We start from the raw sequence: 14408 nt of genomic DNA, 5'->3' as shown, positions 1-14408 counted from the left end.
ACCGACAGTGTGACGAGAGATCAGACAGGGCGACGGGAGCTCAGGCGGGCTGAGGGGTCTTGCGGGTCTCCTGGACGGCGGGGTCCTGAGCCAGGGGGCCGCGGTCGCGGGCGGCGAAGATCAGGCGCAGCACGGCGATCCACATGATCGCCGAGCCCAGCATGTGCAGGACCACCAGGACGGCGGGCACGCCGGTGAAGTACTGGACGTAGCCGATCACGCCTTGGGCCATCTCGATGACGAACAGCTCGACGGCGCGGCGCTGGAGGGCCGAGGGGGCGCCTGACCGGTGACCGGAACGGAGCGCAGCGGAGTGCAGGCCGCCGGTCAGGCGGCCTTTGCCGGGGGGTCTGGGGGGTCGCCCCTCCAGAGTGGGGCCGGACCGGTGACCGGAACGGAGCGCAGCGGAGTGCAGGCCGCCGGTCAGGCGGCCTTTGCCGGGGGGTCTGGGGGGTCGCCCCCCCAGAGGAGGGCCGGTCCGGCGCAGGACCACCAGGAGCACGACCGTGAGCGCCACGGTGAGCCAGGCGACGGCGCTGTGGATCCGGGCGACGTCCTCGATGTTGAACCCCCAGCGTTGCGACTTCGCGTCGCCCGCGTGCGGGCCGGTGCCGGTGACGACGACTCCGGCCACCATGAGCAGCGCCGTGACGCCGATCAGGGCCAGGATGAGCCGCCGGACGCCGTCGGCCACCAGGGGGCGGACGGGCTCGTCGCCCTCCCCGGCACGCACCCAGAGCGCCACACAGAAGATCAGGAGCGCGGGCGAGATCAGGAAGTGCAGCCCGACCGAGGCCGGGTGGAGCTCGGTGAGCACCACGATGCCGCCGATGATGGCCTGCGCGAAGACGCTCGCCGGCTGGGCGGTGGCGAGGAGCACCAGGTCGCGGCGGCGGGGCCGCAGCCGCAGCGCGGCGACGAAGACCGCGACGCCGATCGCCAGCACCAGGAACGTCAGCATCCGGTTGCCGAACTCGATCGCCATGTTGACCGCCGCGTGGTCGGGATGCGCGGTCGGCACGAGGCTGTCGCCGGTGCACTTGGGCCAGTCGGGGCAGCCCAGGCCGGACTTGGTGACCCGGACCGCACCGCCGGTCGCGATGATGCCCGCGTTGCCGATCACTCCGAGCAGCGCCAGGAAGCGCATCGACGCGGGGGTGGGGTGCCATACGGCGGCCCACGCCCGGGTCAGCGGATTGCGCGGGGAAGGGACGACATCGGATCGCTCAGCCACGGCATTCATCGTATGGCCGCCCTCCGGTGACCGTGACCCGGCCCCGGGTCAGCCGCAGGGGACCGGCGATCAACAGGGTTCGGGCGATCAATAGGGTCCGGGCGGGGGCGGCATGAAGCCGGAGGGACCTTGCGGAGCCCAGGGCGGGGCGGCGGGCGCCGGCACCCGCGGCGGAGTCCGGAGGAAGGCCTGCCGGGCGGTCCCCATCAGGCCCAGCAGCGCGTCGCGGCGAGTGGCGAACCACACGGGTTCGGCGACGCCTCGTTCAGCCCGTTTGTGGAGGAGGGCGAGCTCGGTCGCCGCCAGCTGGTAGTCCTGCATGGCACGCGCGGCGGACGGGCCGCCGACCGTGCGGGCCCAGCGGCGGGCGGCGCGGCGGGACGGGATGGTGCGCAACATCCGGACGTCCTGGGGCGTGACGAGGCCGGTGCCCGCGTACATGGGCAGGTACGCCTCGATCCGGCGGACCGTGCGCCGGCGCTCCACCACCACGATGACCACCAGGGTGATGAGGACGCAGAAGTCCAGCAGGTAGACGATGCCGAGACCGCCCAGGCCGAACGCGGTGGCGCCGTTCCAGAGGCCGTGCAGGACCATGGCGCCGGCGAGCCCCAGCAGCGGCGCCAGGACCTGCCTGCCGCGATGGGTGGCGGCGTACGCGACGCCCAGCCCGATCATCGAGGTGAAGAGCGGGTGGCTCAGCGGGGCCACGAGGCCGCGCAGGATGAAGACGGCCTGGAGCTGCTGCGCGCCGCCCTCGTCGTACGCCCGCATGTAGTAGGTGATGTTCTCCATCATGGCGAACCCGAGGCCCACCATGGTCGCGTAAATGATCCCGTCGGCGAAGCCGTCGATCTCGTTGCGGCGGATCCATAGCAGCACGAACAGCACCGCGCCCTTGAGCGTCTCCTCGACCAGCGGCGCCCCGAAGGTCGCGCTGACGAAGTGCCCCTCGGTCTCACCGAAGATCGGCACGGTCACGTACAGCAGGCCGAGCGTGTTGAGGATGAGCGCGCCCAGCACCGCCACCCCCGCGCCCCACATGAACGCGAACGCCAGCGCGCGCGGCGGCTCGGGCTCCAGCCGGTCGAGCATCAGCGCCAGCGCGATGAGCAGCGGGATCGGGATGATCGCGAGGATCACGCCGACCCAGAAGCCCGCGCCGCCCCAGAGGGCGTCGACGCCCAGGGCGATCACGGCGCACAACGAGGACACCACCAGGCCGATGATCAGGCCGACCGACGGCCGTCCGGGAACACGCCCTTCGAGGACCGCTTTGGGATCTACGCGCGCCATGTCGCGAGCGTAACCGGCCCGTCAGCGCGGAGTAGAGGCGGGAGCCTCACATCGTTGTTCCGATCAGTGCTCAGAAGAGCATCGGGTCGATCGCCACGGCGGTGAACAGCAGGGCCAGGTAGACGTTCGAAAGGTGGAAGAACCGCATCGGCCGGAGGTGGACACCGGTCACGCCCGCCCTTACGGCCCGCAGCAGCCGGTGCCCTTCGAGCAGGAACACCGCGCCGAGCACGAGCGCGACCGCCCCGTACACCGGTCCCATCCCGGCCACCGGCCACAGCAGCAGCGAGCAGGCCACCGTCGCCCAGGTGTAGAGCAGGCTCTCGACGACGACCCGGCGCTCGGTGGCGACCACGGGCAGCATCGGCACGTTGGCGAGCTTGTAGTCCTCGCGGTAGCGCATCGCCAGCGTCCAGGTGTGCGGCGGGGTCCACAGGAAGACCACGCCGAACATCACGAACGGGGTCCAGCTCAGGCTCTCGGTGATCGCGGCCCAGCCGATCAGCACCGGCATGCAGCCCGCGATGCCGCCCCACACGACGTTCTGCGAGGTGCGGCGCTTGAGCAGCAGCGAGTACACGAAGATGTAGAACAGGATCGCGAAGACCGAGAGGGCGGCGGCGAGGACGTTCACCGTCAGCGCGAACCCGGCCGTGGAGCCCACGCCCAGCACCACACCGAAGATCAGCGCCTCGGCGGGCGAGACCTGGGCCCGGGCCAGCGGCCGGCGCCGCGTCCTGCGCATCTTGGCGTCGATGTCGCGGTCGATGTAGCAGTTGATCGCGTTGGCCGCGCCGGCCGACATCGTGCCGAACACCAGCGTCGCCAGCGCGACGCCGAGCGGCGGCACCCCCCGGGCGGCCAGGAACATCACCGGCAGCGTCGTGATCAAGAGCAGCTCGATGACGCGCGGCTTGGTCAGCGCGACATAGGCGCGCACCAGCGCGCCCACCGGCCTGCGGCCTGCCAGGTCAGAGCGGCACGGCTCCGGCGGCGGCGCCGGAAGCTCCGCCGGCATCTCCTCGGTCAGCTCGACGCCGGGTTTGTTACTGAGCACCGTCACAATCGGATCCACGTCCATTTAGGCATGAGAGGCCGTTCACGACCTCGGCGGTGCCCCCCGTGATGGGCCGCACCTCGGCTTTGATGAAGGCTTGATGAAACTGCCGCGGCCGCTGTCGTCAACCGCGCAATCACTGTAGTGCGCCCCCTCCCAGGGTCGAGCACCGGGGCACCGAACGCGCCGGGCGGGCGGGCCGGACCACAGCTCGGGAGGCCTCGGCCACCACGGCTCGCGAGGCCTCGGCCGCCACGGCTCGTGGGGGCCGAGGCTCCCTCGCGGGTTCACTCCCGCGGGTGGTTAGTCCGCAGGACCATCGGGCAAGGGTCGTGAGTGCGGCGCGAGCCCCCCGTGGCCCGCCGTTCACCGCGACGTCAGGAGCTGCGGTCCGACGGTTCGATAGGGTCGGAGGGCAAGGCGTGATCATCGCCGTGCGGATCGTCGAGTCGGCCGCTCCATGCGGTCCACCTGGGGAAGATCTGCGGGACGTTCCACGTTTCGGTGAGCGACGGCGAACGACGGCGCGCCGTGCGGACGTACAGATTGACGACGATCCGAAACATTGATGTCGAAGCTGTGGTGTGAATCCGGCACAGCGGTTCGAGAGGAGCCTGGCGTTCCGTGAGCAGGGACAGCAGCACGTTTGAATGGTCCGACTTGGACCGACGGGCGGTGGACACGATCCGCGCCCTCGCCATGGACGCGGTGGAGGAAGCGGGCTCAGGGCACCCGGGCACGGCGATGAGCCTGGCCCCGGCGGCCTACCTGCTCTTCCAGCGGTTCCTGAAGCACGACCCGACCGACCCCGCCTGGCCGGGCCGAGACCGGTTCGTCCTCTCTTGCGGGCACTCCAGCCTGACCCTCTACATCCAGCTCTACCTGTCGGGTTACCCGCTGACGCTGGACGACATCAAGTCGCTGCGCAAGTGGGACAGCCTCACCCCGGGTCACCCCGAGCACGGGCACACCGCGGGTGTGGAGACGACGACCGGCCCGCTGGGCCAGGGGCTCGCCAACGCGGTCGGCATGGCGATGGCGGCGCGCCGCGAGCGCGGCCTGTTCGACCCGGACACCGACCAGGGCGAGTCCCCCTTCGACCACACCATCTGGACCTTCGTGTCCGACGGTGACATCGAGGAGGGCATCAGCCACGAGGCCAGTGCCCTGGCCGCCCACCAGCGGCTGGGCAACCTGGTGGTGCTGTACGACGACAACAACATCTCCATCGAGGACGACACCCGGATCGCCCTCTCCGAGGACGTCCGCGCCCGCTACGAGGCGTACGGCTGGCACGTCCAGCGCGTCGACTGGGCCGTCGACGGCAAGTACGAGGAGAACGTCCAGAAGCTCGCCGAGGCCTACGCCGCCGCGCGCGCCGAGACCTCGCGCCCGTCGTTCATCTCGCTGCGCACGATCATCGGCTGGCCCGCGCCGAACAAGAAGAACACCGGCAAGATCCACGGCTCCGCGCTCGGCGCAGACGAGGTCGCGGCCACCAAGAAGATCCTGGGCCTCGACCCGGAGCTGTCCTTCGACGTGCCCGAGGACGTGCTGGCCCACGCCCGCCGTGTCATCGACCGCGGCCGCGAGCTGCGCGCCGAGTGGGACACGTCGTTCGCCGCCTGGCGCGAGCGCGACGCCGAGCGCGCCGCCGAGTTCGACCGCATCTCGGCGCGCCGCCTGCCCGAAGGCTGGACGGCCAAGCTGCCCGAGTTCGAGCCCGGCAAGGACCTGGCCACCCGCGCCGCCTCCGGTGAGGTGCTCGGCGCTCTGGCCGGGGTGCTGCCCGAGCTGTGGGGCGGGTCCGCCGACCTCGCCGAGAGCAACAACACCACGATGAAGGGCGAGCCGTCCTTCATCCCCGAGGAGTTCCAGACCAAGGAGTTCCCCGGCGGCCCGTACGGCCGCACGCTGCACTTCGGCATCCGCGAGCACGCCATGGGCGCGATCCTCAACGGCATCGCGCTGCACGGCGGCACCCGGCCCTACGGCGGCACGTTCCTGGTCTTCAGCGACTACATGCGCCCGGCCGTGCGCCTCGCCGCCCTGATGGGGCTGCCGGTGACGTACGTGTGGACGCACGACTCCATCGGCCTGGGTGAGGACGGCCCGACCCACCAGCCGGTCGAGCACCTGTGGGCGCTGCGCGCCATCCCCGGCCTGGACGTGGTCCGGCCCGGCGACCCCAACGAGACCGCGGTCGCCTGGCGCACCATCCTGGAGCACACCGACCGCCCGGCGGGCCTGGCGCTCACCCGGCAGAAGATCCCGACCTTCGAGCGCGGCAACGGCATCGCCCCGGCCGACGGCGTGGCCAAGGGCGGTTACGTCCTGGCCGACGCCTCCAACGGCTCGCCCGAAGTGATCATCATCGCCACCGGCAGCGAGGTGCAGCTGGGCCTCCAGGCCCGCGAGACGCTGGAGGCCGAGGGCACCCCGACGCGGGTGGTCTCGATGCCGTGCGTCGAGTGGTTCGAGGAGCAGGACGAGGCCTACAAGCAGCAGGTCCTGCCGCCGTCGGTGAAGGCCCGCGTCTCGGTCGAGGCCGGAGTCACCTTCGGCTGGCGCGGCTATGTCGGGGACACCGGGGAATCGGTGGGCCTGGAGCACTTCGGTGCCTCGGCCGACTACAAGACGCTGTACGAGCAGTTCGGCATCACGGCGGAGCGCGTCGTGGCCGCCGCCCACTCCAGCCTGATCAAGGCCGGCACCGACCACGCGGGCCGCGGCCACACCACCGGCAACTGACCCGCCCTGGCCTAGGACGGCCGACGGCTCGAACAGGAGGAATCGATGAGTGACAATCTGAAGAAGCTCTCCGACCAGGGTGTGTCGATCTGGCTCGACGACATCAGCCGGGAGCGGCTCCGCACGGGCAACCTCGAGAAGCTCGTGAAGGAGAAGCACGTCGTGGGCGTGACCTCCAACCCCACGATCTTCGCCAAGGCGCTGAGCAAGGGCTCGGCGTACGACGAGCAGGTCAAGGACCTGGTGCTGCGGGGTGTGAACGTCGACGAGGCGTCGCGCGCGATCACCACGTACGACATCCGCTGGGGGTGCGACGTGCTGCGGCCGGTCTACGACCGCACCGACGGCCTCGACGGCCGGGTCTCGATCGAGGTCGACCCGCGGCTGGCCCGCAAGACCGGCGAGACGATCGCCGAGGCGCGGGCCCTGTGGTGGCTGGTGGACCGGCCCAACCTGTTCATCAAGATCCCGGCGACCGAGCCGGGCCTGCCCGCGATCACCGCGGCGCTGGCCGAGGGCATCAGCGTGAACGTCACGCTGATCTTCTCGCTGGAGCGGTACGGCAAGGTCATCGACGCGTTCTTCGAGGGGCTGGAGAAGGCCCGCGAGAACGGCCACGACCTGTCCAAGATCGCCTCGGTGGCGTCGTTCTTCGTCAGCCGGGTCGACACCGAGATCGACAAGCGCCTCGACAAGATCGGCACGGACGAGGCCAAGGCGCTGCGGTCCCAGGCGGGCGTCGCCAACGCCCGGCTCGCGTACGCCCTCTACGAGAACAAGTTCGGCACCGACCGGTGGAAGGCGCTCAAGGACGCCGGGGCGCGGCCCCAGCGGCCGCTGTGGGCGTCGACCGGTGTGAAGGACCCCGACCTCCCCGACACGCTCTACGTCGACCAGCTCGTCGCCCCCGGCACGGTCAACACCATGCCCGAGGCCACGCTGGAGGCCGCGGCCGACCACAGCGACGTCGTGGGCGACACCGTCACGGGCAACTACGACGACGCCCGCGCCCACATGGAGGCCCTCAAGACGGCCGGCGTCGACTACGACGACGTCGTCAAGGTCCTGGAGGACGAGGGCGTCGACAAGTTCGAGGTCTCCTGGAACGAGCTCCTCGCCACCATCTCCGGCGAGCTCGACGACAAGCAGGGGGCCGGCGCGTGACCTCGGTGGTGACCGCCGGCGGGGTGTCGGTCACCATCCGGGGCGCCGTCGTGGACGAGACCGAGACGGTCCTGGACCGGCTCGTCTCCGACGGCGTCCCGGGCTCTCTGACGTCCGGGCACGCCGGGCTCTGGGGGCCGGACGCGGCGCGTGCGGCCGCCCGGCGGCTGGGCTGGCTCGACCTGCCGGAGCGCTCGCGAGGGCTGCTCGGCCGGCTCGCCGAGCTCGTGGGCGAGGCGCGCGGCGCGGGGCTCGACCGGATCGTGCTCGCCGGCATGGGCGGCTCGTCCCTCGCGCCCGACGTCATCGCCCGGGCCGGCGGCGCGGAGCTGACCGTCCTCGACACCACCGATCCGCACCAGGTGGCCGACGTGCTGGCCGACCGTCTGGACCGCACCCTGGTGGTGCTGTCCAGCAAGAGCGGCGACACGGTCGAGGCCGACGCGCACCGCCGCGTCTTCGAGCGGGCGTTCGCCGAGGCCGGGATCGGCGGGGCCGACCTGAGGCGCCGTTTCGTGATCGTCACCGACCCCGGCTCGCCGCTGGAGGCCGTCGCCGACGCGGCCGGCTACCGGCTCGTGCTCGCCGATCCGAACGTGGGGGGCCGCTACGGCGCGCTGTCCGCGTCCGGCCTGGTCCCCTGCGCGGTGGCGGGCGTGGACGTGGTGCGGCTCCTGGATGAGGCGGCGGCGCTGGTCCCCGCGCTCCAGCAGCCGTACGACAACCCGGCGCTGGCACTGGGCGCCGTCCTCGGCAGTTCGGCCCTCGGCGGCCGCGACAAGCTGGTGGTCGCCGACAACGGCTCCGGCCTGCCGGGCCTCGACGGATGGGTCGAGCACCTCGTCGCCGAGTCCACCGGCAAGGACGGCAGGGGCCTGCTGCCGGTCGTCGTCGAGAGCGTGGACGCGCCCGGCTTCGACCCGGCCGGCGACACGCGCCGGATCGTGTTGGGCAGCCGCCCCGACGAGCCCGTTGCCGGCCGTGACGCGGAGCTGGGTGTCGCGGGCCCGCTGGGCGCGCAGTTCCTTCTCTGGGAATACGCCACCGCGGTGGCGTGCCGCGTCCTCGGGGTCGATCCGTTCGACGAGCCGGATGTGCAGGAGTCCAGGGACAACACCGCGGCGCTGCTGCGGGCCGAGGAGGGCATCGCCCCGACCGTCGTCCACACGGCTCCCGCGCTGGTCGAGGGCGCCGTGGAGGTGCACGCCCGGCCGGAGTCCCTGAAGGGCGCCAAGGATCTCGCCGGGGTGCTGGAGGCGGCCGTGACGGCGGCCCCCGATCGCGGCTATCTCGCCGTGATGGCCTATCTGGACCGGTTCGGCGACGCCTCGGCGTCCGGGCTCCGGTCCCTGCTGGCCGAACGCGGCGAACGGCTCCGCAAGCACGCCGTCCCGGTCACGTTCGGCTGGGGTCCGCAACTGCTGCACACCACCGGGCAATACCACAAGGGCGGTCCGCCGAACGGGTCGTTCCTGCAGATCACAGGTGCCGTCCGGGAGGACGTCGAGGTGCCGGACCGGCCCTACACGCTGGGGCAGCTGCAGCTCGCCCAGGCGTTCGGCGACCAGCGGGTGCTGCGGTCGCTGGGCCGTCCCGCGTTCCGGCTCCACCTGCGGGACCGCGACGAGGGCATCGCGCAGCTGACCAAAGTGCTGACCGGTTGACCAGAGTGCCGACCCGTTGACCTTTCGGTCGTGCGGATTGCACGAAATCGTCATCCAGAAGATCGCCGATTTGGTGGCTGTTGCCCGTTCTCTCCTGAAACGATGGGACGCGGGAGGACTGCCAAGGACCGCTTGACGATTGATGGTGGTGGGTGGGGGCTGGCAGAAAGACTGCCAAGCACCGCTTGACGATTGATGGTGGTGGGTGGGGGCTGGAGGACGGTGTCCGGATTCGACGTACTGACCCGCGGTGACGCGCTCGACGCGGCGCTGCAGGCTCGCGACTACCTCGTGAGCTGCGGCGTCCCCGGCGCGCTCGCCGCGAAGGACCCCCGGCTCTGGGGGCGGCGCACGGTGGACCACAGCCGGCTCGGCTGGCTGGACCTGCCGTTCGCCTCCCATGGTCTGCTCAACCAGATCGAGGGCCTGGTCGCCGAAGCCCGCTACTCCGGCCTGGACCACATCGTGCTCATCGGCATCGGCGCCGAGACCCTGGCGGCGCAGGCGATCGTCGAAGCCCACTCGCCCGCGGCCCGCCCACTCGCCGTCCAGACGGCGGGCGGTGCCGCCGGCCTGGGCGCCGGCGATGACCCGGGTGCCGGCGACGACCGGGGCGCCGAACGGCCCGGCGAGCTCACGGTGCTGGACGGCGCGGACATCGCCGCCCTCAGGTCCGCCCTCGAACGCCTCGACCGGACGCTCGTCGTGCTCTCCAGCAAGGCGGGCGTCTCGCTGGAGGGCGACGCCTACCGGCGCATCTTCTCGGCGGCGTTCCGTGAGCACGGGCTGTCCGAACGCGAGATCGCCGGACGTTTCCTCGTCATCACCGACCACGGCAGCCCGCTGCACGACTTCGCGCGCCAGTGCGGTTACCGGGTGGGGCTGACCGACCCCTACCTGCCGGGGCACTTCGGTGCGCTCTCCGCGTACGGCCTGGTCCCCGCGTTGCTGGCGGGAGGCGACGTCTACCAGCTGCTCGACGAGGCCGCCGCGCTGGTGCCCTCCCTGGCCCGGGAGGACGAGAACCCCGGGCTGCTGCTCGGCGCGGTCCTCGGCGGCTGCGCGCAGCAGGGGCCGGGCGGCTCCGCCCGCGACAAGGTGGTGCTGCGGGAGCCGGGCGGGCCCAGCGCCCTGAGCGCGTGGATCTCCCAGCTCCTCGCCGTCGGCACCGGCAAGCGCGGCCGCGGCGTGCTGGCGTTCGAACCACCCGGCAGTCCCGGCCCGCGCCCCGACATGCACGCCGTGGCGCTCAACCCCACCGCGGCGACCGGCGCCGACGCCGACACCTCGCTGTGGGCGCCGCTGGGCGGCCAGTTCCTCGTCTGGGAGTACGCGACGACGGTGGCGGGCTGGCTCCTCGGCGTCAACCCGTTCGAGCCCGGCGGCCCGGTCGTGCAGGACGCCGAGGACGACGCGGCGACCATCCTGCGGGCCGCGGGTGAGGGCCCGCTGATGTCCGGCGAGCCCGCGTTCGTCGACGGCGACATCGAGGTCCACACCGACCTGGCCCACACCGGCGGCACCGGCCTGGACGCCGCGCTCGGCGACCTGCTGAGCCGCGTCCCGGCCAACGGATACCTGTCGGTGGTCACCTACCTGTCGGGTGACTTCTCCGGCCGGTATCTGGCACCCGCCCTGTCCCGACGCACCGGGCGCCCGGTGTCGTACGGCCCCGGCCCCGGCTACCTGCACGCGACGGGGCCCGTGCACAAGGAGGGGCCGGGCAACGGCGCGTTCCTCATCATCACCGGTGACGCGGTCGAGGACCACCCGGTCCCGGGCCGCCCGTACTCGCTCGGCAAGCTCCAGCTGGCCCGCGCCCTGGCCGAGGTGCGGGCGCTGCGTCAGCGCGGCCTGCCCGTTCTGCGACTGCACCTGCGGAACCCCGTCGAGGCCGCCGGCCGTCTCGCCGAGGCGGCCCGCTCGACGTGACCGTGCCGAGCTTCACCGCGGTCGTCTCCGGCAACACGACCGTCACCGCACGCGGCCCTGTCAGGGACGCCGCCGAACGCATGCTGGGCAGGCTCTGGATCGACCAGGTGCCGGTCCGGCTGGCGTCGGAGGACCCGGCGCTGTGGCCGTCGGCCGCCACGGCCGCCGATGACGGCCGCGCGTTGTGCTGGCCGGGACAGCCCGGTTTCTCACGCGCGATCCTCCCGCAGATCGGTGAGCTGCGTGCGAAGGCCCGCGCGGAGGGGCTGACGGAGCTGGCGCTGCTCGGGCGGGGCGCTCCGGCCCGCGCCGCCGGCCTCATCGTCCGCAACTCCGCCGCGGCACGGCCGCTGACACTGCTGGAGAGCGCCGAGCCGGGCCCGGTGGTGCGCACCGGCGCCGACCACGAACGGCTGCGCCAGACGATGGTCGTGGTGACGGGGGACGACGCCGCCACGGAGACGCTGCGCCGCGTCTTCGTCCGGATGTTCCAGGACCTGGACCTGTCCCCGGCGCAGATCGCCCGGCGCTTCGTCACCGTCGCCGAACCCGGTGGCCCCGCGGCGAAGCGGGCGGACGAGGCGGGCCATCCGCTGATCGAGGCACCGGGACGCACCCCGTTCGGAGCGCTCTCCCCGTACGCGCTCGTCCCGGCCGCGCTCGCCGGGACCGACGTGGCCAGGCTCCTCGACCACGCGACCACGGTCCTGCCCGCACTCACCCGCCCGGAGAACAACCCGGGCCTGGTGCTGGGAGCCATCCTCGGCGGCGCCGCCCGGGCGGGCCGCACGACCGTCGTCCTCGGCGACTACCCCGCGTCCCTGCCGGGGCTCGCCGACTGGGTGGCGGTCCTGCTCGCCGAGGCGACCGGCGGGCGGATGCTCCCGCTCGTCCAGCACGGCGGCCAGCCGGTCGTCCCGTCCGACGACGTCTTCCTCGTGACGCTGGACGGACGGCCGCGGCAGGACGACGCCACCGTCACCGCTCCCCCGTCTGCGCAGCTGGTGGTCTGGGAGTACGCCGCCGCCGTGGCCGCTCAGCTGCTCGGCATGGACCCCCTGGCACCCCTGCCCGGCGCTCCCGCGCCGCACGACCCGCCCGCCGGCTCCGCGCCGTCCCCCTCCCCCGCGGAGGAATCCATGGCGTCCGCCGTGTTGACCGAGGGCGAGCCTGGGCAGGCCGTCGAAGTGCACACCCACGATCCGGTGCTCGCCGGCGCCACCGATCTGGCCGGGCTGTTCGACGCCCTGGCCGAACGCGTCGGCGCCGACGGCCACCTGGCGATCGTCGCCCATCTGGATCCCGACCGGGCCCGCGGGCAGGGCACGCAGGTGCGCCGGCTCGGCGCGCTGCTGGCCGCCCGGTGCGCCCGCCCTGTGACGATCAGCTGGGGTCACCGTTACCCGGCAATCGGGAATGATCGCCGGGAGAGGGGCGTATACCTGGTGTTGACCGGGAACGTCGTTCACGACGTGCCGGTCCCCGACCGGCACTACCGGTTGAGCCGGCTCCAGCTGGCGCAGGCCCTCAGCGAGGCCCGCGCGGCTCGGTCCGGCGGCTGCCCGGTGGTCCGGCTGCACCTGCAGAACCGCTGGGCGGGACTCGCCCGGCTGCTCGAATCCGCCCGAGGAGAGGCATGAGGTCGGCAAGACCTGCGACAGCCAGAGAGATAGTCACAGTCAGAGTCACGGTGACGGCGAGAGTGACAATGACAGCGAGAACCACAGTGACAGCGAGAACCACGGTGACAGCCGGAGATACACCGACAGAGGGGGCCGCCACGTGAGCACGAAAGACAATCCGCTCCGGGATCCGCGGGACAAGCGGCTGCCACGGGTGGCGGGGCCCTGCGTGCTGGTGCTGTTCGGCGTCACGGGGGACCTGTCACGCAAGAAGCTGCTGCCGGCCATCTACGACCTGGCCAACCGCGGGCTCCTGCCCCCCGGCTTCTCGCTGGTGGGTTTCGCCCGCCGCGACTGGGACCACCAGGACTTCCGCCAGATCGCCTACGAGTCGGTCAAGGAGCACGCGCGGACCCCGTTCCGCGAGGACGTCTGGCAGCACCTGTCCGAGGGCATGCACTTCGTGCCCGGGGAGTTCAGCGACCCCGGCGCCTTCGACGCCCTGGCCATGGCGGTCAAGGAGCTGGACACCACCCGCGGCACGGGTGGCAACTACGCGTTCTACCTCTCGATCCCCCCGAAGTTCTTCCCCCAGGTGGTCGAGCAGCTGCAGCGCAGCGGGCTGGCCGAGCACGACGAGAAGTCCTGGCGCCGGGTGGTCGTGGAGAAGCCGTTCGGGCACGACCTGACCAGCGCGGTCGAGCTGAACGACACCGTGCACCGTGTCTTCCCCGAGGAGTCGATCTTCCGGATCGACCACTACCTCGGCAAGGAGACGGTGCAGAACATCCTGGCGCTGCGGTTCGCCAACACGATGTTCGAGCCCATCTGGAACCGCTCCTACGTCGACCACGTGCAGATCACCATGGCCGAGGACATCGGCATCGGCGGCCGCGCGGGCTACTACGACGGCATAGGCGCCGCCCGCGACGTCATCCAGAACCACCTGCTCCAGCTGCTCGCGCTCACCGCCATGGAGGAGCCGACCTCCTTCAGCGCCGAGGCGGTCCGCGCCGAGAAGGCCAAGATCCTCTCCTCGGTCCGGCTGCCCGAGGACCTGGGCCTGGCCACGGCCCGCGGGCAGTACTCGGCGGGCTGGCAGGGCGGCGTCAAGGTGGGCGGCTATCTGGACGAGGAGGGCATCCCGCCCGACTCCAGGACCGAGACGTACGCGGCCATCAAGATGGAGATCGACACCCGCCGGTGGGCGGGCGTGCCGTTCTACCTGCGGACCGGCAAGCGGCTCAGCCGCCGCGTCACCGAGGTCGCGATGATCTTCCAGCAGGCCCCGCACCTGCCCTTCTCGCTGACCGACACCGAGGAACTCGGTGAGAACGCGCTGGTGATGCGGGTGCAGCCGGACGAGGGCATCACGGTCCGGTTCGGCTCCAAGGTGCCCGGCACCTCGATGGAGATCCGCGACGTGAACATGGACTTCGCCTACGGCGAGTCGTTCACCGAGTCCTCCCCCGAGGCCTACGAGCGCCTGCTGCTCGACGTGCTGATCGGCGACCCGCCGCTGTTCCCCCGCCAGGAGGAGGTCGAGCTGTCCTGGAACATCCTCGACCCCGTGACCGAGTACTGGGCGTCCAAGCCCAAGGTCGAGCAGTACAAGTCCGGCGGCTACGGCCCCGCCGGCGCCGACGAGCTCATGGCCCGCGACGGACGCGCTTGGAGGCGAATCTGAG

The 14408-nt window shown here is 72.0% G+C and carries 10 protein-coding genes; 6 read left to right on the top strand and 4 right to left on the bottom strand.

Features of this window, described 5'->3' with window-relative positions; all coding sequences use genetic code 11:
* Positions 1-40: 40 nt before the first annotated feature.
* The 4 genes from F8566_RS51140 to F8566_RS13870 form a co-directional block, all read right to left on the bottom strand.
* Complete coding sequence (locus F8566_RS51140) at positions 41-1234, bottom strand: COX15/CtaA family protein (RefSeq protein ID WP_225993154.1); 1194 nt, start codon at positions 1232-1234, stop codon at positions 41-43.
* A gap of 87 nt (positions 1235-1321) precedes the next feature.
* The gene (locus tag F8566_RS13880) at positions 1322-2530 is read right to left on the bottom strand and encodes a PrsW family intramembrane metalloprotease (RefSeq protein ID WP_151560632.1); all 1209 of its coding nucleotides are present in this window, start codon (positions 2528-2530) and stop codon (positions 1322-1324) included.
* 70 nt (positions 2531-2600) lie between these two features.
* The gene (locus tag F8566_RS13875; RefSeq protein WP_151560938.1) at positions 2601-3548 is read right to left on the bottom strand and encodes a heme o synthase; all 948 of its coding nucleotides are present in this window, start codon (positions 3546-3548) and stop codon (positions 2601-2603) included.
* Between the two features lie 416 nt (positions 3549-3964).
* Positions 3965-4231, bottom strand: coding sequence for a hypothetical protein (locus F8566_RS13870; protein ID WP_151560631.1), 267 nt, complete (start codon positions 4229-4231; stop codon positions 3965-3967).
* Between F8566_RS13870 and tkt the strand changes: the two genes are divergently transcribed.
* The 6 genes from tkt to zwf all read left to right on the top strand — a co-directional run bounded on the left by tkt (position 4212) and on the right by zwf (position 14407).
* Positions 4212-6338 carry a transketolase gene (gene tkt, locus F8566_RS13865; RefSeq protein ID WP_151560630.1) on the top strand — a complete coding sequence of 709 codons (2127 nt, stop codon included), beginning with the start codon at positions 4212-4214 and terminating at the stop codon, positions 6336-6338. The genes F8566_RS13870 and tkt overlap by 20 nt on opposite strands.
* Before the next feature lie 45 nt (positions 6339-6383).
* Positions 6384-7502: a transaldolase gene (gene tal / locus F8566_RS13860; RefSeq protein WP_151560629.1), complete on the top strand. Its 1119-nt coding sequence runs from the start codon at positions 6384-6386 to the stop codon at positions 7500-7502.
* Positions 7499-9166: a glucose-6-phosphate isomerase gene (locus F8566_RS13855; protein ID WP_151560628.1), complete on the top strand. Its 1668-nt coding sequence runs from the start codon at positions 7499-7501 to the stop codon at positions 9164-9166. Before tal ends, F8566_RS13855 begins: the two co-directional genes overlap by 4 nt.
* 222 nt (positions 9167-9388) lie before the next feature.
* Positions 9389-11098 (top strand): phosphoheptose isomerase, encoded by a 1710-nt coding sequence (locus tag F8566_RS13850; protein WP_151560627.1) that lies wholly within the window; start codon positions 9389-9391, stop codon positions 11096-11098.
* On the top strand, positions 11095-12738 hold the full coding sequence (locus F8566_RS13845; RefSeq protein WP_151560626.1) for a glucose-6-phosphate isomerase: 1644 nt from the start codon (positions 11095-11097) through the stop codon (positions 12736-12738). Before F8566_RS13850 ends, F8566_RS13845 begins: the two co-directional genes overlap by 4 nt.
* A 142-nt stretch (positions 12739-12880) precedes the next feature.
* Positions 12881-14407, top strand: coding sequence for a glucose-6-phosphate dehydrogenase (zwf, locus tag F8566_RS13840; RefSeq protein WP_151560625.1), 1527 nt, complete (start codon positions 12881-12883; stop codon positions 14405-14407).
* The last annotated feature ends 1 nt before the right edge of the window (position 14408 follow it).

Origin of the sequence: Actinomadura rudentiformis (assembly GCF_008923185.1) — a bacterium.
In the GTDB taxonomy this organism is placed as follows: domain Bacteria; phylum Actinomycetota; class Actinomycetes; order Streptosporangiales; family Streptosporangiaceae; genus Spirillospora; species Spirillospora rudentiformis.
This window is presented reverse-complemented; position numbering and strand designations above follow the sequence as displayed.

Bases quoted from the DNA above. Each gene is read 5' to 3' on its own strand.
- F8566_RS13880 (WP_151560632.1), bottom strand. From the start codon at position 2,530: ATGGCGCGCGTAGATCCCAAAGCGGTCCTCGAAGGGCGTGTTCCCGGA.
- tal (WP_151560629.1), top strand. From the start codon at position 6,384: ATGAGTGACAATCTGAAGAAGCTCTCCGACCAGGGTGTGTCGATCTGG.
- F8566_RS13875 (WP_151560938.1), bottom strand. From the start codon at position 3,548: ATGCCGGCGGAGCTTCCGGCGCCGCCGCCGGAGCCGTGCCGCTCTGAC.